We start from the raw sequence: 23021 nt of genomic DNA on the forward strand, positions 1-23021 counted from the left end.
AATTCTCCTCTAGTTTTGGGCCATGCTCCTCATGCTGGAGTACACTGGCCGGAATAATAATTTGGTTAAATAATACTCATGAGTAACATACCAGCAGATCCGCTGTTGCGGATTAAAAAGCTATCAGATTCGCTTGAAAATAATGAATTTGAAAACACCTCCGCACTGATTTTTGCATTCAGACAGGAAAAGGACCTTCTGCGCGATTTACCTGCGGTATTCGAGGGCGCACTTGAAAGCATCCTGGAGCGCCTTGAAAGCACCGCCATGTTTGGCGGGGAAAGCTGTTCATTCAGTCAAAGCGACTTGCTGGCCGCACTCACCATTTGGCTGGAAAAAGCAAAGTCCTATCTCGAAAAACAACTGGGCATTGTGTAAAAAGACCGTGCAATTTTCAGGCAGTTTTCTGGGCAATTTCTTCAATCAACCTGTCCAATTTCTCAAAAGAAACTGGCTTGGTCATGTGTAAATTCATGCCGGCCTGCGTCGACATCGCAATACTTTTGTCATCAGACAAACCCGACAGGGCACAAATAAAACTGTGCTTGGACGCTGCCTTCTCAGAAGCACGAATTACTTTCGTGGCTTCATGACCATCCAGATCGGGCATGTCAATGTCCATCAGTACCAGGTCAAAACACTGTTTCTCGCACAGTTCAACAGCGGGCAAACCACCAGTGGCTTGCATCACCTGATGCCCCCTCTTCCCGAGGTATCGATCCAGTAACTTGATGTTCATGGGGTGGTCATCGACCACCAAAATACTCAAAGCCTTTGAAGGCGATTCTGCGGTTTGACTCGACTTGGTCTGACTCAAGCCTGAGGCCAGCGGCAAATTCAAACTTACCGTGAACACTGACCCCACGCCTGGCTCGGAACTGACATCAATACGCCCACCCATCAGCTCGACCAACCCCTTGCAGATGGCCAAACCCAGACCGGTGCCACCGTATTGGCGGTTAATTTCCCGACTGGCCTGACTGAAACGCTGAAACAGCTTTTGCAGCGCTGGCTGACTGATACCAATGCCGCTGTCAGCCACTTCGATGAACACCTCGATTCGCCCCTGTGTGGGCGGCGAAGTCATTAATCGCATTTTTACATAACCAGTGTCAGTGAACTTCAATGCGTTGGACACCAGGTTTTGAACAACCTGCCTAAGCCTGTTTGCATCACAATGTACAAAACAGGGACCTTCGGAGTCATTCACCAAGGAAAATTCAAGATTCTTTTTAAGGGCCAAATTGCGGTTCAGTGAATACACTTGGCGCACCATGGCATTCAAATCAAATGGCGACGGGTCAAGCTTCAAGCCATTGGCCTGAATGCGTGAATATTCCAGCACATCACTCAAAATCAAATGCAGGCTGGTGGCTGAACTGGAAATGTTGCGGACATCGCCACGCAACTCTGGGTCGTCCAGTTGCTCTTCAAGCAACTTGGAAAAACCGATAATCGCATTCAGTGGGGTGCGCAACTCATGGCTGATGGTGGCCAGAAATTCGGACTTGGCTCGATCGGCGCTTTCGGCCAGCTCTTTGGCCAACACCAAATCGCTGACATCCAGGCAAACGGCATACATGCTGACCCCGGGAACTTTCGCCTCGCGTTGAAGGGTTAGCTGGAAATATTGGGGTTCTGCCCCGCTGCGCCTCGTGCTGGCAAAAACCAGCGACTCTCGATTGGGAAATGCCTCTGGACGCGACAACACGGTGCGAAATGCAGCGTGATATTTGGGGTCGATGTGTTTGAGCACCGTAGTCCAGTCGGCAATGAATTCAGCCCGGGTGAGCGAAAAAAACCGTTCAATTGAATTGTCGACATTTTCCACCCGGACACGGCCCTGCTCAGTCACGCTGAACTCGACAACAAAACCATTCAGGCAATTCTCGACACTGAGCAAGCGGCGTTTTTCTTCCTCAAAACCGGCCAGCAGCATGCGTTGCTGCTGATTCAAGCGATGTACCGTATTGACCAGTGTTTCAAAAAAGTCGTTGCCCGCCAGATAGTCGGGCGCGACTTCCTGGCTTCCCAGGTTCAACAAACTTTCCTTGAGCTGAAAACTCATCCATGCACGGGTCAGCACACTGCCCGCCACGCAGGAAACCACCACAGTGACGAGCAGCAGCAAAAGCTGCCCAAACCAGGCCAGGTCGCCCAACTGCGTCCAAAACACAATTGAACCAACCACACCGACGGCAAAAAGCAAACAGAGCAAAGGGTGATTGCGCCATGAGTCGTCGATGACTTTCCGGACTATCTTGCTGAAAGATGCAACGCTGGCCGAGGGTGGTTTCAAAAAAGCCGCCTATAAAAATGGCTTAGACCGAGATGGTTCGGGACAAAAACTCAAGCGAACGCCCCCTGGCCAATGCTGCTGCTTTTTGCTGATACATCGGGCGTCCCCAACAGTTAAAGCCATGGTCCACGTTCGGATAAGTGTGAATTTCAACGCCGCGATTAGACTCGAATGCGGCTTTGATCTGTGACACTGCGTCCATGGGAATAAAACCGTCTTTTTCAGCGAAATGCATCAACATCGGAATTTTGGCTTGCGGCGCACGATCAAGCGCTGTGTGAATACCACCACCGTAGTAACAAACACTGGCGTCCACTGCCCCTGGCGTGGTGCCCACCAGGTAGGACAACATGCCACCCATGCAATACCCGAGGCTGGCTACTTTGCCAACCACTTCAGAACGCGTCTTCAAAACTTCGGCCGCAGCACACAAATCCTCAACAGCCTTGGGGAAGTCCATGCCCTGCATAAGCCCGAATCCTTTCTTGAAACCAGCCTCGTCATAGCCAATGTCAACGCCGGGTTCCTGGCGCCAGAATACATCGGGGGCGAGCACCACAAAGCCATCACTGGCGTACTGGTCCGCTACCTCACGAATATGTTGGTTCACACCAAAAATTTCCTGTATCAGCAAAATGCCAGGGCCTTTGCCCGTGGGGGGAAGGGACAGGTAAGCGTCAAACTGGCCGCCATCTTTGGCATTGATCGAGATTCGTTGGGACTGCATATAGCTCCTCTCTATTTGGATGAAACAAGTGACTCTGGATTGTAACAGCCAGATTTTGCTCGAATGCAATGTACAAGACTACAAAAAGCAACAGAAATTAAAAAATACTGTACACAGTTACAGTGTTTATTGTACAGTTGTTTTCAGGGCGACATAAAAATAGTCAGAGGAGTAATCAAGATGAGCATCAAGCGATTCACCGTGTTTTTTGTTCTGTGGGTATTGGGTTGTGCATTTGTTCTGGAACCCGCTTTCATTGCACCGTTGTTTGAAACCAGCAGTACCCTTGAACTGGCTTTTGCCGGCAACCACGGTCAATTGGGCGGCCTAGAATTAAACACAAATGGCAGCACTGCGGTAGAATCAAGGGACCATTTCAGAGTACTTTGTTTGCTCTACTTCGGCTTGCCAGTTGCCGTTTACCTTGCAACGCAGTGGAAGGAACTTTAATTCATCCGTGTTGAACCATGAAGTATGTTGTAGCTGGTGTGTTTAGTGTTATTGCAGGTGTTTTAATTCAGGGTTGTGCGGCATCGAATCCCTACTTCGATTCCAGCAAGCCCCACCACAGGCCCGATGGCTTTGTGAACTCCGATGGCACCATTGTTTCAAAACCGATGTCCGACCTGCTTCGCTGGTACCGCGAAAGATTCGGCAAAGACCTACCCCCACCCCCCGGTGAATTCATCGCCAGCTACGCAGATTTTCCACAAAAGGCCTTCGACAAAAGCCAGCTTTCCGAGTACTCGGACACCACAGCCACCTGGCTGGGGCATGCCACCGTTATGGTTCGGGCGAACGGTTTCACCATGCTGACTGATCCACACTTTTCAATTCGCGCATTCCCCGTGCAATGGGCGGGCCCTTCCCGGAAAGTTCAGTCACCAAGCCGTGTTGAAAACCTTCCCAAAATTGATGTGGTGGTAATCAGCCACAGCCATTACGACCACCTGGACCACAACACCGTGGTCAAACTGGCCAAACAGCAACCTGACACGCTCTTTTTGGTGCCCCTGGGGCTTGAATCGCTCTTGAAAAGCTGGGGTGTAGAAAAGGTGAAGGAAATGGACTGGTGGGAAACGCACACCATTGGACAGAACCAGATTACTTTTGTACCGGCCTACCATTGGTCTGCACGCACGCTGACCGATAGAAACAAGTCGCTGTGGGGTGGCTGGACACTCAAAAACCCGGATTTGAGCTTCTATTTCTCAGGAGATACCGGCTACAGCAAAGATTTCGAAGAAATTGGCAAACGCCTGGGACCCTTTGATTTCAGTGCGATTGCAGTAGGTGCCTACGAGCCGCGCTGGTTCATGAAGGCCCAGCACATTAATCCTGATGAAGCCGTGCAAATTCACAAGGATGTACGTTCAGCCAAATCGATGGGCATTCATTGGGGTACGTTCGAGCTAACTGATGAACCGCTGGACCAGCCCATCGGCGATTTGAAGCTTGCCCTCGAAAAGAATGGCATTGCCCCCGAGAACTTCAAGCTGCTGGGCCACGGGGACACAATTGATTTACGTTAAAGGCCAATGAAAAAAGTAAATGACTTAGATTGTCTGTCTAGGTCAAATCAATTTATTGAACTGCGGCATGCAGTGCCGAACTAGGCTCATGGTCAGCAAATCATTCAGCTGTTCGTCTGTGGCTTTGTCTGAAAGAAAGTGTAGCCCTGCAAAGGAGGCCCACGTGGTTTCAGACACTCTGAATGGCGTGTCCTGAATGATCAAAATCTGTGTGCCTGCGGCATACATGTTCAACAAAGTGTTTTGAATCAAAGCGCTTGAACGCTGGAAGCTGGCACGTACAACCACCACCCCCACATTGAGATTCTCTGCCGCCAGGGTCAACTCTTTGCCGGTTTGGCGGGGCAAAACTTCGTGTTGGCCCCAAACTTTCTGAGCGAACACACAAATTTTGTCCAACAACTGTTTGTTGGGTTCCAATACCACCACACCGATTGAGTCTTGCGCTGCTGACATTTTGTTCGCCTTTTTGTCTAGGACAACTTTGATCATTTGACCACAAGCCATTGGGCAGGGCAATGCAAATTACTCTATATGCTCAATAAAGATAATTAATATGCAGTGCAATAACCATTAACGCACATTTAGAGCGCTTGGCGGCGTGAAGGTTCCTGCTGTTTTGAATTCAAAACAGGGTTTTAATTGACAATTGCGGACAAAGGGGAACCTGGCTTAGCTCAAACCCAAGTACGGCTTGAGTAGCTCGTGCAGGCGCAATTCGGCCCGCAGGGTTTTCAGGGTGACCAACACCCCACCAATGCGGCGGTGCAGGAATATGATTTCCTGAGGCGGTATCTTGAAATGCTTGGACATCATTTTCAATGCCGCCGTTTGACCGACCCTGGCCGGCAAATCGGTGTCGCCAAACCGGTAGGCGCCGCCGGGGGTGTATAGCCGTTCGGGCACCATGGGGTCGAATGGTTTGCGAAACGGCTCGACAATCAGCTCGGTTAAATCGCCAAACCCTTCCAAAAAGGACTGAGGAGTATTGGCGTCCATCAATCCGATGTCCAGAACGCCTCGCGCAACTTCTTGCCTGTTGGCCTGAAGAGACCCACGAACAATCCGCCCATAGCTTTCTACAAAGCTTGTTTCAAAGGGTCGGGTGGCGCCAAAGTCGAGCGTGACAATTTGATCATTCTCACCCTCGGGATCAATACGAACCCTGTAATTTCCGAAATGTGGATCAGTCTGAACCAGATTCCACTCAAAAAACTCAGTAACAAACAATTCGGCAAAGCTTTTCGCCAAGGCATTTCTTCGGCTTTGCGACAAGGCTTGAACTTCTTTTGACGAAACCGAATACCCGGGCTCATAACGCGTGGTGAGCACGCGTTGGGCGCAAAACTCGGGGTACACCTTGGGCACGATAAACCGTGGTTTGTCCGCTAGCCTGTCGTAAAAGGTTTCTGTAAATTCCCGTTCCTGCACATAGTCACATTCACGAACCAGCATGTCGCGCAGTTCATTGAACACGTCAGACAAGTCGAGTGCCTTGGGCGCCAGGCGAGTCGCGGAAATCAAGCGCGACAAGGTTCGTATGTCGGTGTCAATTGCGTTGGCCACGCCCGGATACTGAATCTTCACCACGACCTGTTCACCAGTGGCTTTGATGGTGGCTAGGTGGGCTTGCCCGAGGGATGCAGCAGCAATGGGTTTTCGTTGAATGTCCAGCTTCGCAATGGTTTTTTCACCCAAAGCGTCGATCAATTGTGGTTCAACAAATGACCAGCTAACCGCCGGTGTATTGTCTTGAAGTGTGGCCAATACCTCCACAGCTTCTTCGGGCAAAAAATATTGTCCGTACAAGGAGAGCATTTGCCCCGCCTTCATGACACTGCCTTTCAACCGCCCCAGCTCGTCTGCCAACTCTTTGGCCTGGGCGCGATAAAAGTTTCGATTCGCTTCGTCTTTGGACTCACCACGACGAAACAAATTGCGCACGGTGTGTCCTGCAATTTTTGCGCCCGCTCCTACCCCCATGCGAGTCAATGCAACGTTGCGCTCAAAGGCACCGGTTTTAATTCGGTCCATGGTGCTGCTGTCGGCATTTACGTCTTCGTTGTCGGGTTTGTCCTGCTCGGCCATGCTGCGAAAAATCCTTGCGAATACAAAGTGAGTTGGGCGACATTGTAGTGGCTGGTCGCCCTGTACTGATGAAAAAGCACTCTAAATTCCGAGTGCAATTTCCGCTTGAGTTAACGCATCAATTTACGCAGTGCAGCAGGCGTAAAATCGCCCGGTTTCACAGGCACATTGAATTCTGTAGCAGGTTCTTCATTCTGGAATGCACTGAATACCGATTTTCGTGCATTCAGGTCGTGCTGAACTTCACCGGAGGTGTACAAGCCGGGTGCATCGTAGGCTTGCATCAGGTACAGCATTTTGACGCGCCACAGCTCGCCTTTGGTGTCGTACTGGTCCATCAAGGCCACATACCAACTGTCTTCATCCACATACATGGTGCGTTTGGAGTAGATGTGCTCTGCGCCCTGCTTCAATGTGCCTTCGATCACCCAAACACGATGCAACTCAAACCGGGTCAACTCGGGCTTCACGAATGCATCATTGAGCATGTTGTCGTATTTCAGGCTTTTGTCACTGAGCTTGTAGTTGTTGTAGGGAATGTACATTTCACGTTTGCCCAGCAACTTCCAGTCAAAACGTTCAGGCGAACCGTTGAATCCATAAATATCGTCCACGGTGCGCAGGGCGTCGGTGTTGCCAGCCGGCGCAGCATGCACCAGTTCAGGTGCACGCAAAACCCGCCGTTGGCCAGAATTTACAATCCATGCGTTGCGGGTGTCGTCTTTGAAGTTCAGTGTATCCAGAACCAATAGTGCCTCACCCGATTGGGCCGAGGGTTTGGTGGATTCGCCGATAAGAGCAAACAACAAAGTACTGCCAGCTTTGCCGATTGCAGGTGCCCAGGCAATTGTTTGGCTGCTGGCGAAAGTTATTGGCCTGCTGCCATTGCCAGCCACAAAGCCGGCCGTGTGCGACCGCAATGTTTGTGCGGGACGACGCAGCAAAGTATTCCAGACCGCTTCAAGACCGTTTTTGGGCTGCGGAAAAGGCACGCTGGTGGATTGCACCCCCTCAACCGCAAGGCCGCCATGTGCCAGCTTGACTTTGCCAGCTTCCGTACTGATGCTGCTCATCATCTCTTGAGAAAAAGCGGCGGTACGATGTGTTTTGTAAACAGGAATGCTGTAGTTCGGGTAGCGTTTGATCAGGGCGATTTGGCCAGCAGGCAAAAACTTTTCATGCTGGGCTAAATTGCTTTGGTTCACCACAAACAACGGTTTTTCGCCTGCAAATGGATCGACATAACCTTTTTTGGGATCAAATCCGGCTGGAACTTTTGTCAGCCCACCGGTCCACTCGGGAATGGTGCCAGCCGCATTGCCTGCTATTTCAGCGCCCAAAGCGTTTACTGCACCTGTTTGCGCCAAGGCAATCGTGCCGCTTAGCGCAAAGCACACTGCCGAGACCAACATGCCTCGCAATAATTCAAATCGCATTTTGTCTCCTGCTTCTGGTTCTGCTTTCTTGTTGTGAGTCTACTTTACCGCACTGGCAGGGCGTGCAAACAAGATGCGGCAAAAGTCGGCGCCTTTGCCTGAGCATGCCGGTATTTGGTCTGCAAAGTCGCTGGGTTTAAGCACCTGGCAAGCCATACCAAGGTCTTCCATTGCCAATTGCAAATGCCCGGCTGTTTCGAAATGCAGGTGCACTTTGCCGCGAACAAAAATGCCAAGCCCGGCCACAAAGGCCTGCGCCAGGGGATCGGAATTTTGGGCCTGCAAGTGAATATCGGAGAGATAGGCGCCATGCTGGAACTGGGCCAATGTGGAAGAAATTCTCGCCCACAGGTTCAACACTGCCTCTTTGTCAAAATAATTCAACAGCCCTTCGGTCACCACCACCAAGCCTTTCCGGGTGTCCAGTTGCATGACCAAACCATCCAGACTATGTGCCCCCTGCTCTGCAAAAGCATCGACAACTTTGATGTGGTGATTCGGGCAGGCCCTCAAGCGCGTGGCCAGCAACTTTTTCTTTTGGGCCACCATGCCGGGCAGGTCGGCCTCGATGTAAGTAATTTTGTCGCCATAGCGCTCAACAAAACGGCTTCCACGAGGCGACAAGCCTGCTGCGATTTCAATAATTTGAGTGGCCTTGCCTGACTCAATCAATTCAGTCAGGTGGTGGTCGATCAGGTCGTGACGCGCCAACAAAAAATCTTCGAGTGTTGGACCACCGAAACTTCTGGACACAAACATGGAGGGTGCCAGCGCCATGTGCAGCGCACTGGCAGGCATTGATTTTAGTTCGGGAATGGATCGCCCCGAAGTTTGCCAAACCTGCCCCGTGTACAAGGCCGTGGGGCTAATGCGAGCAGCGGACAACCACTGCGAGGCAAGTTTTTTAACCATGAGATCCTTTACACGATCGAATATTCAAGCAAAGTTTCCAGAGGGACAATTTCCAGCGCGGTCTGGTTGGTACCCTCCAGATAAACTGGTGGAGCAACACCAGCCTCATAAGCCTCAAGCCAGCGGCTGGCGCACACGCACCAGCGATCTCCAGGTTTTAAGCCGGCAAAGCGGTACTGAGGCATTGGGCTGATCAGGTCGTTGCCCATGCGCAGCTGGAACTCCAGAAACTCTTGAGTGACTTTGGCACACACCACATGGCGACCCAGATCGTTGGGACCTGTGCTGCAACAACCATCGCGCATAAAACCAGTGAGGGGCGCATAGGAACAGGCGAGCAATGGCCCACCAAGAACATTTTTATCTTGTTTCACAGTAACTTTCGACATGAATTATTTTGAACCGGGAACAGGCACAACGGCCATGGTGAGTCGGGAAATGCAGCTGAGTTTTCCAGCGTCGTCATGCAGCTCGATACTCCAGACTTGCGAGCTTTTTCCGGCATGCCACAATTTGGCGGTACCGGTTACTTTGCCGCTTCTAACGCCACGCAAATGGTTCGCGTTGACCTCTTGCCCAACACAATAAAATTTGCTGTTGTCGACCAGCAAATTGGCGCCAATACTGCCCAGTGTTTCGGCCAACACCACATTCGCACCACCATGAACCAGGCCAAATGGTTGAAAAGTGCGTGTGTCTGCGGGCATGGTGCCACGAATGTAATCGTGGCCTACTTCAGTAATTTCTATGCCCAAGGCCTCACAGGCTGTGTTTTTACACATGGCATTCATGTTTTCCAGATTGGGGTTGGAAAACCAAATGGATTGTTGATCTTTTTGCATGGCTGCAGTGTCTCTATAAGTTTAATTTGTGTCCTATTTTAGGCATGCAATTTAAACTTTTGGACAGGTCCCGATAAGTTTGGCCACTGTATTGGACAAATTTAGTCCAGTTTCGTCTTTTAAGTGCTGGCAATTGGCATACAAATCAGCCTCGTTTACTGAAAACCCAGCGCCCACAAGGGCCAATGCGATCACATTGCCGCTGGTGCAGGGTGCCAAGGCCACAGCATTTCCATCGAATGCATCCAGCAATCGCTGTTTGCTTTGTTCCGAATCCTTTTGATTGCTCAATAAATTGGCCACCAAGTAACCCTGCTCACTCAGCAAGGCTTTGCAATTCAGGTAAAACGCAGTTGAGTTCAAAGGCCCTACTTTGGCCTTGCCATCAAAGCCGTCCACCATGATCAAATCGAATGGGCGTTTATTGTTGGCTACGGCACTGGCCATGTAGTCGGCACCGCAATTGATTTCAACCTGAAAGCTTGAGGAAAACGGCGGCAGTTTGAAGTGCATTTGCGCAGCGGCCACCACTGCATGCGATATTTCCACCACGGTAATTTTGCAATTGGGCCTGTGCTTGTGCAAAAACTTGGGCAAGGCACCCACGCCCAAACCCACAAACAAAGCGTTGCGAGGCCAGTTTGCATCGGGGTTTAACAACAGCGGTGCCATCATTTCGCGGGTGTATTCAAGCTCGAGCGCATAGGGCCTTGCAATGCGCATGGCTCCTTGCACCCAATCGCTGCCAAAATGAAGTTGGCGAACGCCCTTTTCTTCGCTGATCAATATGTCCATAGGGCGCAAGAATAACCGAATTATTCAAACAGGGCTTGCCCCATGAACAATCGGCTTCCTTCGCCTAAGCCCTCGGCCAACCTCCAGTGTGCAGGCAACAACAACACAATGGTTGAGCCATGCTCAAACCACCCCAGTTCTTCACCTTTGTGAATGGGGACATGCGTACGCACACGTTGTGGGCCTCGGTCATTCTGATTGAATACCCGGCCAGTGCAATGCAATCGAATGCCAGCCACCAAAATTGCCGCCACTGGAACAATTGCAAAAGGCTCACCCTGTGCGGTTTTGCCACTTAATACTGCGCGTTCGTTTTTACAGAACAGTTTTTCGACGCGCTTCAGTGCCACCGGGTTTACATTCCAGGTATCGCCATGAATGTAATCTACCTGCTCCACCACACCGTCAATTGGCGAATGCATGCGGTGATACATGCTGGCTGTAATCCGAATCGTGAGGTATTGGTGACCATGAAATTTCATGGCCAACACAGGGTCCACCAACAGTTCTTCAATGGCGTATGGAAAGCCTTTTACTTGTAGCAGGCTGCCGTCTTCCACAAGGCCATGCGCACCTAAAATTCCATCGCATGGGCTGGTGGCTGCTGCATGCGTCGCCACTGGCCGCGCGCCAGGCTTCAGCGCACGGGTAAAGCAATCGTGAATGGAATTGAATTGCTGCTTTTGTGCCTCTTGCAGGTTTAAATCGGCAAACTGGCGCCACACCCACAAAGCGGATTGGGCAAACCATGGGTGTTTGATTTTGCTGACCTTGCCCATCAGCCAGGAACTGAACAATCGCGGAATTCGATTGGTCAGCATGAAGTTGGCACTTTCCTGCAATTGAATGCGGGACGATTGAAGCGAAGAATGTGCCTGTGTGTTTTTTTGCAATTTAATCAGCCTGTCACCGAGATGGCGTACAACCATACCTGTTGTATTTGACAGAAATGTGTATGAACCTTGACAGCCTGACTTTGCTTATTGGCGCCAGCGCCAGTGCTTACCTTGTATTCAAAGCCCATCGTCGACTTCAATTGTCGCGTGCGAAACACCCTGGCTTGAGCGGACATGTGCGCATGGCCAAGCGTGTATCGAAACTGATACCGCACTACAGCCTTGAGGGTGATTCATTTTTCAATTGCGACGGGGTCAGTGATTTGATTGTTGAGAGACGCCGCAAAGGCTTTGAGGCACTTTCAAACCAACTACTTGCCCGCTCCCCACAGGGTAAAAATTTGCTCGAACAGGCGATCAGCAGTATTTCCGATGCGCAGTTCACCCACAAGTACCGGGTACCCTTTCAATTCAGAAATACGGTCAACGAGAAATTGTTGCCTGCACTTTTTCTGAGCAAATCAGAGGGAGTACACGTGTGGGACATTGACGGCAATGAGTACATCGATGTCACTGGCGCCTACGGCACCAACCTGCTGGGCTATGACACCTACAAAAGCTTTATTCGCCAAGCCGCACTGGACATGGATTCACTGGGACCCGTGTTGGGGCCCTATCACCCAGTCGTATTGGACAACACACGGCGAATTCTGGCCTTGGCTGGTCAAGATGAAATTTCGTACCACATGAGCGGCACTGAAGCCGTGATGCAGGCTGTACGCCTTGCTCAGTACCACACAGGACGCCAGCGTATTGTACGTTTTGCGGGCGCTTACCACGGCTGGTGGGGTGATGTGCAACCTGGCATTGGTAACCCCGTGAGCGCAAACAGAACATTGACGCTGCAGGAAATGAGCCAACGCACACTTCAAGTGCTGGCCACAAGAAAAGACATTGCCTGCGTGTTGGTCAACCCGCTTCAGGCCTTGCACCCCAACACCAATGCGCCCGGTGATTCGGCGCTGATCAGCAGTGGCCGCAAAGCAGGCTATGACAAAGAAGGCTACACACAATGGTTGAAGCAGCTTAGGCAGGTGTGTACGGAAAACGGCATTGTGCTGATACTGGACGAGGTGTTTCTGGGATTCCGTTTGGCCAAAGGTGGCGCACAAGATTATTTTGGGGTGCGTGCCGACATGGTGACCTATGGCAAAACACTGGGCGGCGGTTTGCCTGTGGGCGTGTTGTGCGGCAAAGGCGAGTTGATGAAGCGTTACCGCAACAACAAACCAGCAGATATTTGCTTTGCTCGGGGCACATTCAATTCGCACCCGTATGTCATGCAAACCATGAATCTGTTTCTAAAGCACATTGACAGTGTTGAAATTGAGCGCATGTATCAAAACGTGGACACCGCATGGAATACACGGCGCGCCGCCTTGAACAAACGGCTGGCTGAACTGGAGTTGCCAGTGGAAGTGCAAAACATGACCTCGATTTTCACCATTCTGTACAACAAACCATCGCGCTTTAACTGGATGTTTCAGTTTTATCTGTTACAAGCGGGAGTCATGCTGAGCTGGGTGGGTTCGGGGCGGATGATTTTCAGCCACAACTACACGGATGCAGATTTTGACGTGTTTTGTGACCGCTTTATTCAAGCGGCCCGCTGCATGCAGGCCGACGGCTGGTGGGACACCGGCGAGGCCTGCAACAGCAACAAGAAAATTCAACGGCGAGTGCTGAGGGAAACCTGGCGTGCCTTGACATCGTCCATGGGGTCAATCAACTGACCTTTCAACAAGTAAAAAGGTGATTTGTAGTAAATCTTCACGTCGTGGAATGGGTCGGTGATAATTTTCAGGGCCCAAACCAAACCTGTTTCGATGTCGCGAATGAAGAACAGGTGAATGGTTCTGAACACCAAACCGCCCAGCCCCAACCACAACCACGATTCACCCACACTGCGCACAAAACTGCTCATGTCGGCACCAGTCGGCGACAGGCCAAAGGTAGATGGGCTGAACCAGATCAACACTGGCAAGGCACCCCAAATGCTCAACAAAATCACTTTGCGACGCAGGTTGTAACCGACCTTGATGTCTTCTTTGTGATCGTGCGTGGCATCGTTCACGTAGTCATAGGTTTTGGGCTCGAAAAAGAAGTGGCCAATTTGACGGCTGGTCATGGCCACCAGCCAGGCTACCAAGGCAGCAGACACGGGGTCGATGAACAGCAGTACATAACCAAACAGGAAAGAAAGCGCGCTGAGCAGGTGCAGGCTTTGATTGATGCGGCTGTGATGGTAATAGCGGTGGTCGTCCCAACGCTGTTCGTGCAAAGTCTCGAAGATTTTTTTCATTTAGGCGATACAAGGAAGTGTTGAAAAAGTACTAACTTCCCTTTATGCCAGTGTGATGTTGCGGTTTTGTGTCCAATCATCGCAATCGCTTAATCAGCGCGTACTTCATCGCTTAATCAGCGCGCATCCCAATGCGTTCGCCTGAAAACCTGTAATTCCCTTTTTGAAGTTCACACTGACTCACCAAGCTTGGCAAAAAAGATGGCCAAGCCTTGGTGCCAGCCTACGGCTGACCGTGGCGTGTGAATTCAAACGGGCAGGTTTTCTTGAAGGCGAAACGATTGGGACATCGCTGCCGATTCCGCGATAAGACGGTGACTGATTAACCGGACATCGTTGAACCAAGAACACCCAACGTTCGTTGATTCTGCTGGTAGTGACAGGTGACCCGCGGCGGCCAGTTTGTTTCGCCAACTCGGTAGTGGGTTTGCCTGTTCCAAACTTCAAGAAAACCGCCCCGGTTTGGATTCATTCGCTGCGTTTGGCGAGTAGCCAACACCGAGACTCGGCCATGTTTTTTGCCGAGCTCGGTGAGCAAGAATAAATTCAAAAAGGGATTAAGCGGTTTTCAGTGAGGAATCGGGCAACCCCGACGAGGTGGCGAAACAAACCGGTAACGCGAAATCGGCAATGCCGCCGATTTACCGCCCCAACTCACCTCTCGCAATCACTTCCTTCATGATCTCGGAGGTACCTGCATAAATAGTCTGTACCCGCGCATCGGTGAAGAATCGGGAAATTGGATATTCTTCGGTGTAACCGTAGCCGCCAAACAATTGCAAACACTCGTGGGTCAATTTCACCTGCAACTCAGTCGACATCAATTTCAAGATAGAGGCTTCTTCGGTGGTCATCGCGCCAATCTTGAATCGCGCTTCACACTGCTTCAAATAGGCTTTGGTCAACTCCAGCTGTGCGCGAAGCTCTGCCATTTTGAAACGGGTATTTTGAAACTGGGCAACTGTGCTGCCGAAAGCCTTGCGCTGAGTGACGTAGTCTACTGTAATCGCCATGGCACCTTCACAGGCACCCACGGCTTGTGAACCCAAGCCAAGGCGCTCGCGCGGCAGTTCTTGCATCAGGTAGATGAAACCTTTGTTTTCTTCGCCAAGCAAAGCGTTTGCGGGTACGCGCAGGTTGTCAAAAAACAGTTCAGCCGTGTCGTTAGAATGCTGGCCCATTTTCTTGATGCCCTTGCCTTTCTTGAAACCGGGCAAGCTGCTGTCCACCAAAAACAGACTGATGCCCTTGGCACCTTTGGTGGTGTCGGTTTTGGCAGCCAACACGATCAAGCCACAATGCAGGCCATTGGTAATGAATGTCTTTGAGCCATTGATAACCCACTCATCACCATCGCGAACCGCGTTGGTGCGCATGCCAGCCAGGTCGCTGCCAGCGCCAGGTTCGGTCATGCCAATTGAACCCACCACCTCACCCGTGACCATGCGTGGCAACCACTGTGCCTTTTGTTCAGCCGTGCCCAGGTTATTGATGTAAGGCATCACAATATTGGCATGCACGTTCAGTGCGGTGCTCAGTGAATGCAGGTTCAAACGGCAGGTTTCTTCAAGAATCATCAGGGCGACTTCAAAAGGCGCACCCGCAGCACCAAACTCCTCGGGCATGTCAGGCCCCAGCATGCCGGCAGCACCCAGCATCAGCCAGGTTTCTTTCGGCATCCAGCCGTCTTTCTCCCACTGGTCGTAATGCGGAATCACTTCCTTTTCAAGACAGCGCAACAGCATGTCCCGAAACAAAGTGATGTCCTCATTTTCAGCAACTTTGGATTGATCCACTGATTGCCCGATTAATTGGTCCATTGAGCCCATGATGATTCCCTTCCTTAAATACTACTATCACTTCGCCTGCATGCGAATGCTGCCGTCAATGCGGATGGTTTCGCCGTTCAGGTAATTGTTTTCTACAATGCTGACGCACAAGTGGCCATACTCTGCAGGCGCGCCAAAACGCTTGGGGTTCTGAACCATGGCAATGAGCGGCTGGCGGTATTCTTCAGAAACGCCCTGCATCATCGGTGTATCGAAAATGCCCGGAGCAATGGTCATGACGCGAATACCGTAACGACCCAAATCGCGGGCCATGGGCAGTGTCATGCCAACCACCCCGCCCTTGCTGGCTGAATAGGCGGCCTGGCCTGTCTGGCCATCAAATGCTGCAACAGAAGCGGTGTTGATAATCACGCCGCGCTGGCCATCTTCATCAGGCGCATTCTTGGCCATGGCTTCTGCAGCCAGGCTGGAAATGTTGAATGTGCCGATCAAGTTGATGTTGATGGTTTTTGCAAAAGCTTCCAGTGGAAGGGCTTTGCTGTCGCGGTCCAGTGTTTTGCCAGCCGTGCCCACACCGGCACAGTTCACTGCAATGTGAATGGCGCCAAAGGCAGCCATGGTCGCATCAATACCGGCGCGCGCAGAAGCGGCATCAGCCACGTTCACCTTCTGGAAAATCACCTTGCCGGGGTGCGCAGCTTCAGCAGCCTTGCCGGCTTCTTCATTCATGTCGAACACTGCAACCTTGGCACCAGCAGCAACAAACTGCTCTACAGTGGCCAAACCCAAACCAGACGCACCACCAGTGACCACGGCCACCAAATTATTCAAATTCATTGAAAAGTCTCCAAAACTGATGTTTTTATGAAATAGATGGATGATTAACCAGAAGGTTAACGCAGAAAAGACCGGCTTGGTGGAGGTTGAATTCGAACGAACGTTCGTTTTTAATCTTGTAGCGAAAATTCAGTGGCCTTTTTTCAGGTCCACATTCAGATACCGCCAGAAATCGGCCGCCACTGGCGAAGGTCGCTTGCCATTTGGGCGAACCGTGTACCAGTTGGCGTGAATCGGAAAGCTTTGCACATTCAGTATTTGAAGCCCGCCAGTGGCAGAACCGGCATTCAATGCATGTTCAGACAACACCGCAAGCCCCATACCCCCCTGCACTGCCTGCTTAATTGCCTCATTACTACCCAACTCAAGCCGCACTGTGGGCTCAAAGCCGAGGCTTTCAAAGTGCGAATCGCAGGCCAGGCGGGTACCCGACCCCCTTTCCCGCAAAATGAACGGATAACGCAAAAGCTCGGTTGGTTTGATGCGTTTGCGCTGTGCCAAGGGATGGTTGGCTTGAGCAACCACCTGCAGTGAATTGGTCATGAACGCCTTGGCTTCGACATCCAGATTGGCCGGTGGCTTGGACATGATGTAGAGGTCGTCCAGATTGTGTTCAAGCCGCTGAATCACCCCGTTGCGGTTTAACACCTCCAGAGAAATTTCAACCTCTGGATACTTCGTGCAGAAATCACCCAACAAACGAGGCACAAAATATTCCGCCGTGCTCACCACAGCGACAGTCAACTTGCCACGTCTAAAACCCTTGATGTCGTCAATTCGCTGCTGAAACGCTTCAAGTTCACCCAGCATGGCGCGCGCTGTGGTCTCGAGTTCCAGGCCTGCCGGGGTTAAATACACTGCTTTGCCGATCACCTCGTAAAGCGGTAAACCCACCGATTCAGACAGCTCCTTCATTTGCATAGACACCGTGGGCTGCGTGACATGAAAGTGTCGAGCCACGGCCGTGATGCTTTTCAGGCGTGCCAGAGCTGAGAAAAGGTGCAACTGCCGAAAAGTAAGGTTCATATTGCTACATAACCTTTTGATGATGGAAATTATCGAATTTCTGATTTTACATGATTGTTTGTTCTGAATAGCATGGGCGCACTTTCAAATACCTCAAGCATCATGAACAACTTCACCGACCCCGCCATTCTTTTCTTTCTACTGGGTATATTCAGCGGCCTGGTCAAATCAAACCTTGAAATACCGGCACAGGTCAGTCGATTTCTTTCCCTTTACCTGCTCATGGCCTTGGGTCTCAAAGGCGGTTTCGCCCTGCATGAATCGGGATTCAACACGCAGGTGCTGGGCGGCTTGGGTACTGCCGTGATGCTGGCTGTGCTGGTACCACTGATCAGCTACCCCATTCTGAAACGGTGTATCTCTGCGTTTGATGCCGCAGCGATTGCAGCCACTTATGGTTCCGTAAGCGCAGTGACCTTCATTACAGCCGTGCAGTTTCTTGAGAAGTCTGATATCGCCTACGGTGGGCACATGGCTGCTGCCATGGCACTGATGGAGTCACCCGCCATTATTCTGGCTGTACTATTTGCCAACGCGGCGCGCAAACAAACGCGAGGAGCGAATTCTGCACCCGTTCCCGGAAAAGGATTCGGCCACTTGTTACAGGAATCATTCACAGAAGGCGCACAATTGCTGCTGTTGGGTGCCATGCTGATCGGTTTCATGAGCGGCAGCGCTGGCAAAGAAGCCATGCAACCCTTCACCGGCGACTTGTTCAAAGGCATGCTAGCTTTCTTCCTGCTCGACATGGGTTTAACCACAGCCAAACACCTTCCGAAACTAAAAACAGTGTCGAAGTGGATGATTGCCTACGCGGTGATCGCACCCATCGCACACGCCACCTTGGCCTGGTTATTGGCCAAAGCCACGGGTGCCAGTGTGGGCGACACAGCCTTACTCATGGTGCTGGCTGCCAGTGCTTCCTACATTGCAGTGCCTGCTGTGGTGCGTTATGCCATACCTGAAGCCAACCCCAGCCTGTATGTGGGGCTTTCGCTGGGTATCACCTTCCCGCTGAATATTCTGGTGGGCATACCCGTGTATGTGCAGTTGGCGGGCATTTGATCGGGTTAATCACCTCGGGTGAAACAGAACCTGTGAATTTGATCTGCTCAGCAACGTTGTCATACGCTCCTGATTTTGTGATTAGGAGCAGTCATGCCCACCAAAGCCATTTGCCATTATTTTCATCGCGATGTAATTATTCCAACACTCGAAACCATGGATATGGGAGGCGACAATGTCGCTGAACTATTACTCGGAACAGCCTTGGTTGAAAGTAGACTAACTTGGCGAAGGCAAATGGGAAATGGACCTGCCCGGGGCTTGTATCAAATGGAAATGGCAACTCACGACGACATTTGGGACAACTATCTTAGCTATCGCAAATCTTTAGCTGACAAAGTGTTGCAATTCAAAACCAGCCACTTGGCGAACGCAGAGGAAGAACTAATCAACAATGATTTGTATGCCACAGCAATGGCACGTATTCATTATGCAAGGGTTAGGGAAGCAATACCCGATGCGGGCGACATCGAAGGTATGGCCAACTACTGGAAAAAATACTACAACACAATTTTGGGCAAAGGATTCCCCGACAAATACATCGAAGTGTGGAATCAAACCGTCGGGGAGCTAACTTGCAATGCTCAGTAAACACTACATCTGTGTGGCCGTGATGTGCTTCTTAGTACATCCCACTTCGGCACAAACATTGAAGTTCATAGAAAACCCGACAATTTACATATCAGGCAAGGCCGATTTAAAAGTGAATCAAGACGCGCAAATGACCTTTGAGTCCTTTGTTAGAAATTGGTCGCAATTTGAAATTTTGGTCGACAAAAAGCTGTTTCCCATCGAAGCACCAAATTGTAAGGAAACAGTTCAGATTCGTTTCAAAGGAATCGAACCTGTAAAAGAACAGTCCACCCCCATACAGAAATCGAGATGGGAATTATTGCAACGAATCAGAAAGGGCAATCGCCAAGACGCTGCACCCATCTTTTTGCATATAGACACAAACCAATATATGAAGAAAGCGTCTAACGGAAAGTATGTGCTGGACTATTGCAATGTGTTCGTCGAATAAAACACCTGGCCATCAACCCAACAACTCAATCCCATCCAGTTCCCGTGCGCACACTTCACGCATCACCGCCACAAAATCGGCGGTGTAATGCTTGCCCGCAATTGCTTTGGGTAAAGCCGCATACAAGGTTGACACCAATCCCTTGCGGCCCAGCGGCACTTGGGCCACATAACCGCGATCCACGTAACCTTTCACAGCCCAGGCCGGCAAGGCTGAAAGCCCGCGCTTGCTGGCCACCAGTTGCAGCAGGGCCACGGTCAGTTCACTGCTGCGGCGCTTCACCTGCACACCGGCGGGTGTCAGGAAATACTTGATCACGTCCAGCATGTCATCGGGTACCGGGTAAGTCAGCAACACTTCACCTTCGAAATCGGAAGGCTTCAAATAAGCACGCTTGGCCAGTTTTGAATCCACAGGCACAAGGCCCACCATCTCAAAGCGAAATAGGGGAAATGAAACAATGCCCTCTTCCTCGCACAGCTCGGACACAATCGCCAGCTCTGCATCGCCCTTGTGCAGCAAGCCCACAGGGTCAGCATGAAAACCGGAAACAATGTCCAACTCCACTTCAGGCCAACGGTTGCGGTACACATCCATCGATGGCATTAGCCAGTCAAAGCAAGTGTGGCACTCCACAGCCACCCGCAAGGGGCCGCCTGCGCCTTGCTTCATTTGCAAAATATCCAGTTCAGCCTGGTCAACCTGCCCCAGTACCTGCCCAGCCAGCTGCAACAGGCGTTGCCCCACCACGCTGAAACGACTTTGCCCACCCTGCTTGTAAACCAGTTCTTCTCCCAGCCAGTCTTCCAGCGCTTTGATTTGATGTGACACCGCGCTTTGAGTAATGCACAGCACGTCGGCAGCGCGGCTGAGGCTACCGGTTTGTTCAATGGCCTGCAAGGTGCGCAGGTGTCGCAATTCCAGGATACTTTTTGACATGAATTCTATTCACTATTTTCGATAATATTATTCGTTTGAATAATACTCTGTTTATGTCGATCATGATGTTTTAATTGCCACACAAGAAGAAACACCATGATTAAAACGCACACCCTGGGTTTTCCCAGAATCGGTGAAAACCGTGAATTGAAATTTGCACTAGAAAGCCACTGGCGCGGCGAAACCACTGAGGAAGAACTGCGCGCCACCGCGCATGAACTACGCCTGAAGCACTGGCAGGCTCAAATTGATTCCGGGCTTGATTACATTACCGTGGGTGACTTTTCCTTTTATGATCAAATGGCAGACCACATTCAACTACTGGGCTGCGAACCTGCCCGCTTTGAATTCAAATCAGAGCAAAGCAAATTGCAGCGCTACTTCACCATGGTTCGTGGCAAATCAACAGAGAACCACAGTTGCACACATGTCCACGAAACCTGGGCACTAGAGATGACCAAGTGGTTTGATACCAACTACCACTACATGGTGCCGGAATTCACATCAAACACAGTATTTAAGGCGCATACAGCAAGCCTTGTAGAGCAAATTGAACAGGCCAAAACCTTCAACCATCCGATCAAAGTCAGTTTGATTGGTCCGCTCACATTCTTGTTTCTAGGTAAAAGCAAGCAGGCAGGTTTTGAGCCGTTTGATTTGCTCGAACAACTGCTGCCCGTGTACGGCCAAATTCTGGCCGAGCTTAAAGCAAACGGCATTGAATGGGTGCAACTGGATGAACCCGTTCTGGGCCTGGACCTGCCCGGCAATTATCTGGCTGCATACGAACGCAGCTACTTGCAACTGAAAAGCAGCGGCGTAAAAATTTTGTTGGCTACTTATTTTTCAACCACGCAAGGGCATACCAGCCCAGTGTGCAAATTGCCGGTAGACGGTCTGCATATTGACTGCGTACGCGCTGAAGAGGACTTGCCTTTGGTATTGGACTGGCTGCCCAACTACAAAGTGTTGTCGCTCGGCTTGATCGATGGTCGCAACATCTGGAAAACTGACCTTCAGGCCGCGCTTCACCAAATCGCCAAATGTTTTGATGCCGGCAAAGGTGAAGTATGGCTGGCACCGAGTTGCTCGCTGTTGCATGTACCTTACCGTTTCAACAACGACACCACCATCAACCCGCTTGTAAAACCTTGGCTGGCGGGTGCCATCGAGAAACTCGAAGAACTGGAGTTGCTTAAGCAAGCCGCTAAAACGCAACTGCAAGGAAAAACACTGACGGGTGCTTTGGCATCGCTTTGGAACGAACATCAAGCCACTGTCAAACAACGCACTCAAAGCCCGCTTCTGAACAACCCGGAAGTGAAGGCCCGCCTGGCTGCATTGGCTCCGACTGCCGACCAGCGTGGCAGCGAGTTTGCTATTCGCCAGCAGTTGCAACGCAAGCGTTTTAGCCTGCCCGCCTACCCCACTACCACCATTGGCTCGTTTCCACAAACCAAAAACATTCGCAACTTGCGTGCACGGTTCAAGAAAAGCGAGATTGATGAAACCACTTACTGGCAACACATCAGCCAGGAAATTCGGCAAGCCATTGAGTTCCAGGAACGTATCGGCCTGGATGTGCTGGTACACGGCGAGGCAGAACGCAATGACATGGTTGAGTATTTTGGCGAGCAACTGGAAGGCTTTACTTTCTCAGCCAACGGTTGGGTACAAAGCTATGGTTCACGTTGCGTAAAGCCGCCAATTCTGTTTGGTGACGTATCTCGCCCCAAAGCAATGACAGTGGATGTAGCCCGCTTTGCCCAAAGTCTGAGTGAAAAACCTGTAAAAGGCATGCTCACAGGCCCAGTCACCATTTTGCAGTGGAGCTTCGTGCGCAACGACCAGGCCCGCGCTACAACCGCCCTGCAAATTGCGCTGGCCATACGTGATGAAGTGGCCGAACTGGAAGCTGCGGGCATCGGCATGATTCAAATTGACGAACCAGCCTACCGCGAAGGTTTGCCTTTGCGGAAAGCACGCTGGGACGATTATTTGAACTGGGCCAGCAAAGCCTTCCGCATTTCAGCTAGCCCCGTTCGAAATGACACGCAAATTCACACGCACATGTGTTATTCCGAATTCAACGATATTCTGCCCGCCATAGCGGCCATGGATGCCGATGTCATTACCATTGAAACCAGCCGGTCCGACATGGAACTGTTGCGTGGTTTTGGTGAATTCGATTACCCCAATGAAATTGGCCCGGGTGTCTACGACATTCACTCGCCCCGCGTACCGGCTCAGGATGAAATTGTTCGCTTGATTCGAAAAGCGGCACAGGTGATTCCACCCGAAAATCTGTGGGTGAATCCCGATTGCGGCCTGAAAACACGAGGCTGGGAAGAAACCGAGGCGGCTTTGGCTGTGATGGTGAAGGCGACACAGGTATTGCGGGACGAACTGCAAGCTAAAAACCGGTCTGAAAAAACTGCTGCATAATTGCTGCACAGGGGGTTAAAAACCCCGTGGGCACGGGAAAATAGGACTAAGAACACCTATTTTCCC

Annotated in this window: 23 protein-coding genes; 8 read left to right on the top strand and 15 right to left on the bottom strand. The window is 51.0% G+C overall.

Annotated elements, in window-relative coordinates:
* Positions 1-78: 78 nt before the first annotated feature.
* The gene (locus FCS97_RS08015; RefSeq protein WP_008250842.1) at positions 79-378 is read left to right on the top strand and encodes a hypothetical protein; all 300 of its coding nucleotides are present in this window, start codon (positions 79-81) and stop codon (positions 376-378) included.
* Between the two features lie 16 nt (positions 379-394).
* Here FCS97_RS08015 and FCS97_RS08020 read toward each other — a convergent pair whose 3' ends face one another.
* Both FCS97_RS08020 and FCS97_RS08025 read right to left on the bottom strand, forming a co-directional pair.
* Entirely contained in the window at positions 395-2299 is a 1905-nt protein-coding gene (locus tag FCS97_RS08020) for an ATP-binding protein (protein ID WP_138517932.1), read from the bottom strand.
* A gap of 22 nt (positions 2300-2321) precedes the next feature.
* Positions 2322-3026, bottom strand: a complete 705-nt coding sequence (locus FCS97_RS08025) for a dienelactone hydrolase family protein (protein ID WP_138517933.1) — start codon at positions 3024-3026, stop codon at positions 2322-2324.
* A 180-nt stretch (positions 3027-3206) separates the two neighbouring features.
* Between FCS97_RS08025 and FCS97_RS08030 the strand changes: the two genes are divergently transcribed.
* Positions 3207-3476 (top strand): hypothetical protein, encoded by a 270-nt coding sequence (locus FCS97_RS08030; RefSeq protein ID WP_138517934.1) that lies wholly within the window; start codon positions 3207-3209, stop codon positions 3474-3476.
* Positions 3477-3493: 17 nt separating this feature from the next.
* Complete coding sequence (locus FCS97_RS08035) at positions 3494-4558, top strand: MBL fold metallo-hydrolase (protein ID WP_138517935.1); 1065 nt, start codon at positions 3494-3496, stop codon at positions 4556-4558.
* A gap of 42 nt (positions 4559-4600) precedes the next feature.
* On the opposite strand, the gene FCS97_RS08040 is transcribed toward FCS97_RS08035, so the two are convergent.
* The 8 genes from FCS97_RS08040 to asd form a co-directional block, all read right to left on the bottom strand.
* Complete coding sequence (locus FCS97_RS08040) at positions 4601-5014, bottom strand: hypothetical protein (RefSeq protein WP_138517936.1); 414 nt, start codon at positions 5012-5014, stop codon at positions 4601-4603.
* Positions 5015-5230: 216 nt separating this feature from the next.
* Entirely contained in the window at positions 5231-6646 is a 1416-nt protein-coding gene (locus FCS97_RS08045; protein WP_138517937.1) for an ABC1 kinase family protein, read from the bottom strand.
* 110 nt (positions 6647-6756) lie between these two features.
* Positions 6757-8082, bottom strand: a complete 1326-nt coding sequence (locus FCS97_RS08050; RefSeq protein ID WP_138517938.1) for a DUF1329 domain-containing protein — start codon at positions 8080-8082, stop codon at positions 6757-6759.
* 39 nt (positions 8083-8121) lie between these two features.
* Positions 8122-8994, bottom strand: coding sequence for a class I SAM-dependent methyltransferase (locus FCS97_RS08055; RefSeq protein ID WP_138517939.1), 873 nt, complete (start codon positions 8992-8994; stop codon positions 8122-8124).
* A gap of 8 nt (positions 8995-9002) precedes the next feature.
* A complete protein-coding gene (locus tag FCS97_RS08060; protein WP_138517940.1) occupies positions 9003-9383 on the bottom strand; it encodes a DUF2237 family protein in 381 nt (126 codons plus the stop codon).
* A gap of 3 nt (positions 9384-9386) precedes the next feature.
* Positions 9387-9836 carry a hotdog fold thioesterase gene (locus tag FCS97_RS08065; protein ID WP_138517941.1) on the bottom strand — a complete coding sequence of 150 codons (450 nt, stop codon included), beginning with the start codon at positions 9834-9836 and terminating at the stop codon, positions 9387-9389.
* A 51-nt stretch (positions 9837-9887) separates the two neighbouring features.
* Positions 9888-10631: a spermine/spermidine synthase domain-containing protein gene (locus FCS97_RS08070; protein ID WP_138517942.1), complete on the bottom strand. Its 744-nt coding sequence runs from the start codon at positions 10629-10631 to the stop codon at positions 9888-9890.
* Between the two features lie 20 nt (positions 10632-10651).
* A complete protein-coding gene (asd, locus tag FCS97_RS08075; protein ID WP_246066166.1) occupies positions 10652-11524 on the bottom strand; it encodes an archaetidylserine decarboxylase in 873 nt (290 codons plus the stop codon).
* Between the two features lie 62 nt (positions 11525-11586).
* Between asd and FCS97_RS08080 the strand changes: the two genes are divergently transcribed.
* Positions 11587-13260: an aminotransferase class III-fold pyridoxal phosphate-dependent enzyme gene (locus tag FCS97_RS08080; RefSeq protein WP_138517944.1), complete on the top strand. Its 1674-nt coding sequence runs from the start codon at positions 11587-11589 to the stop codon at positions 13258-13260.
* On the opposite strand, the gene FCS97_RS08085 is transcribed toward FCS97_RS08080, so the two are convergent.
* The 4 genes from FCS97_RS08085 to FCS97_RS08100 all read right to left on the bottom strand — a co-directional run bounded on the left by FCS97_RS08085 (position 13197) and on the right by FCS97_RS08100 (position 17482).
* Positions 13197-13829, bottom strand: a complete 633-nt coding sequence (locus FCS97_RS08085) for a hypothetical protein (RefSeq protein ID WP_138517945.1) — start codon at positions 13827-13829, stop codon at positions 13197-13199. The two genes, FCS97_RS08080 and FCS97_RS08085, sit on opposite strands and share 64 nt — an antisense overlap.
* A 641-nt stretch (positions 13830-14470) precedes the next feature.
* Positions 14471-15658 (bottom strand): acyl-CoA dehydrogenase family protein, encoded by a 1188-nt coding sequence (locus FCS97_RS08090; RefSeq protein ID WP_246066176.1) that lies wholly within the window; start codon positions 15656-15658, stop codon positions 14471-14473.
* A gap of 27 nt (positions 15659-15685) precedes the next feature.
* Complete coding sequence (locus tag FCS97_RS08095) at positions 15686-16456, bottom strand: SDR family NAD(P)-dependent oxidoreductase (RefSeq protein ID WP_138517946.1); 771 nt, start codon at positions 16454-16456, stop codon at positions 15686-15688.
* Between the two features lie 129 nt (positions 16457-16585).
* Positions 16586-17482: a LysR family transcriptional regulator gene (locus tag FCS97_RS08100; protein WP_138517947.1), complete on the bottom strand. Its 897-nt coding sequence runs from the start codon at positions 17480-17482 to the stop codon at positions 16586-16588.
* A 102-nt stretch (positions 17483-17584) separates the two neighbouring features.
* Here FCS97_RS08100 and FCS97_RS08105 point away from each other — a divergent pair, with 102 nt between their 5' ends.
* The 3 genes from FCS97_RS08105 to FCS97_RS08115 all read left to right on the top strand — a co-directional run bounded on the left by FCS97_RS08105 (position 17585) and on the right by FCS97_RS08115 (position 19571).
* Positions 17585-18547, top strand: a complete 963-nt coding sequence (locus FCS97_RS08105) for a sodium-dependent bicarbonate transport family permease (RefSeq protein WP_138518224.1) — start codon at positions 17585-17587, stop codon at positions 18545-18547.
* A gap of 93 nt (positions 18548-18640) precedes the next feature.
* Positions 18641-19138 (top strand): hypothetical protein, encoded by a 498-nt coding sequence (locus FCS97_RS08110; RefSeq protein ID WP_138517948.1) that lies wholly within the window; start codon positions 18641-18643, stop codon positions 19136-19138.
* A complete protein-coding gene (locus FCS97_RS08115) occupies positions 19128-19571 on the top strand; it encodes a hypothetical protein (protein ID WP_138517949.1) in 444 nt (147 codons plus the stop codon). Before FCS97_RS08110 ends, FCS97_RS08115 begins: the two co-directional genes overlap by 11 nt.
* Before the next feature lie 12 nt (positions 19572-19583).
* Here the strand turns inward: FCS97_RS08115 and FCS97_RS08120 are convergent, their stop codons facing one another.
* Entirely contained in the window at positions 19584-20510 is a 927-nt protein-coding gene (locus FCS97_RS08120; protein WP_138517950.1) for a LysR family transcriptional regulator, read from the bottom strand.
* 96 nt (positions 20511-20606) lie between these two features.
* Here FCS97_RS08120 and metE point away from each other — a divergent pair, with 96 nt between their 5' ends.
* On the top strand, positions 20607-22955 hold the full coding sequence (metE, locus tag FCS97_RS08125) for a 5-methyltetrahydropteroyltriglutamate--homocysteine S-methyltransferase (protein WP_138517951.1): 2349 nt from the start codon (positions 20607-20609) through the stop codon (positions 22953-22955).
* Positions 22956-23021: the final 66 nt, after the last annotated feature.

Source organism: Limnobacter alexandrii, from assembly GCF_005871185.1.
Taxonomy (GTDB): Bacteria; Pseudomonadota; Gammaproteobacteria; order Burkholderiales; family Burkholderiaceae_B; genus Limnobacter; species Limnobacter alexandrii.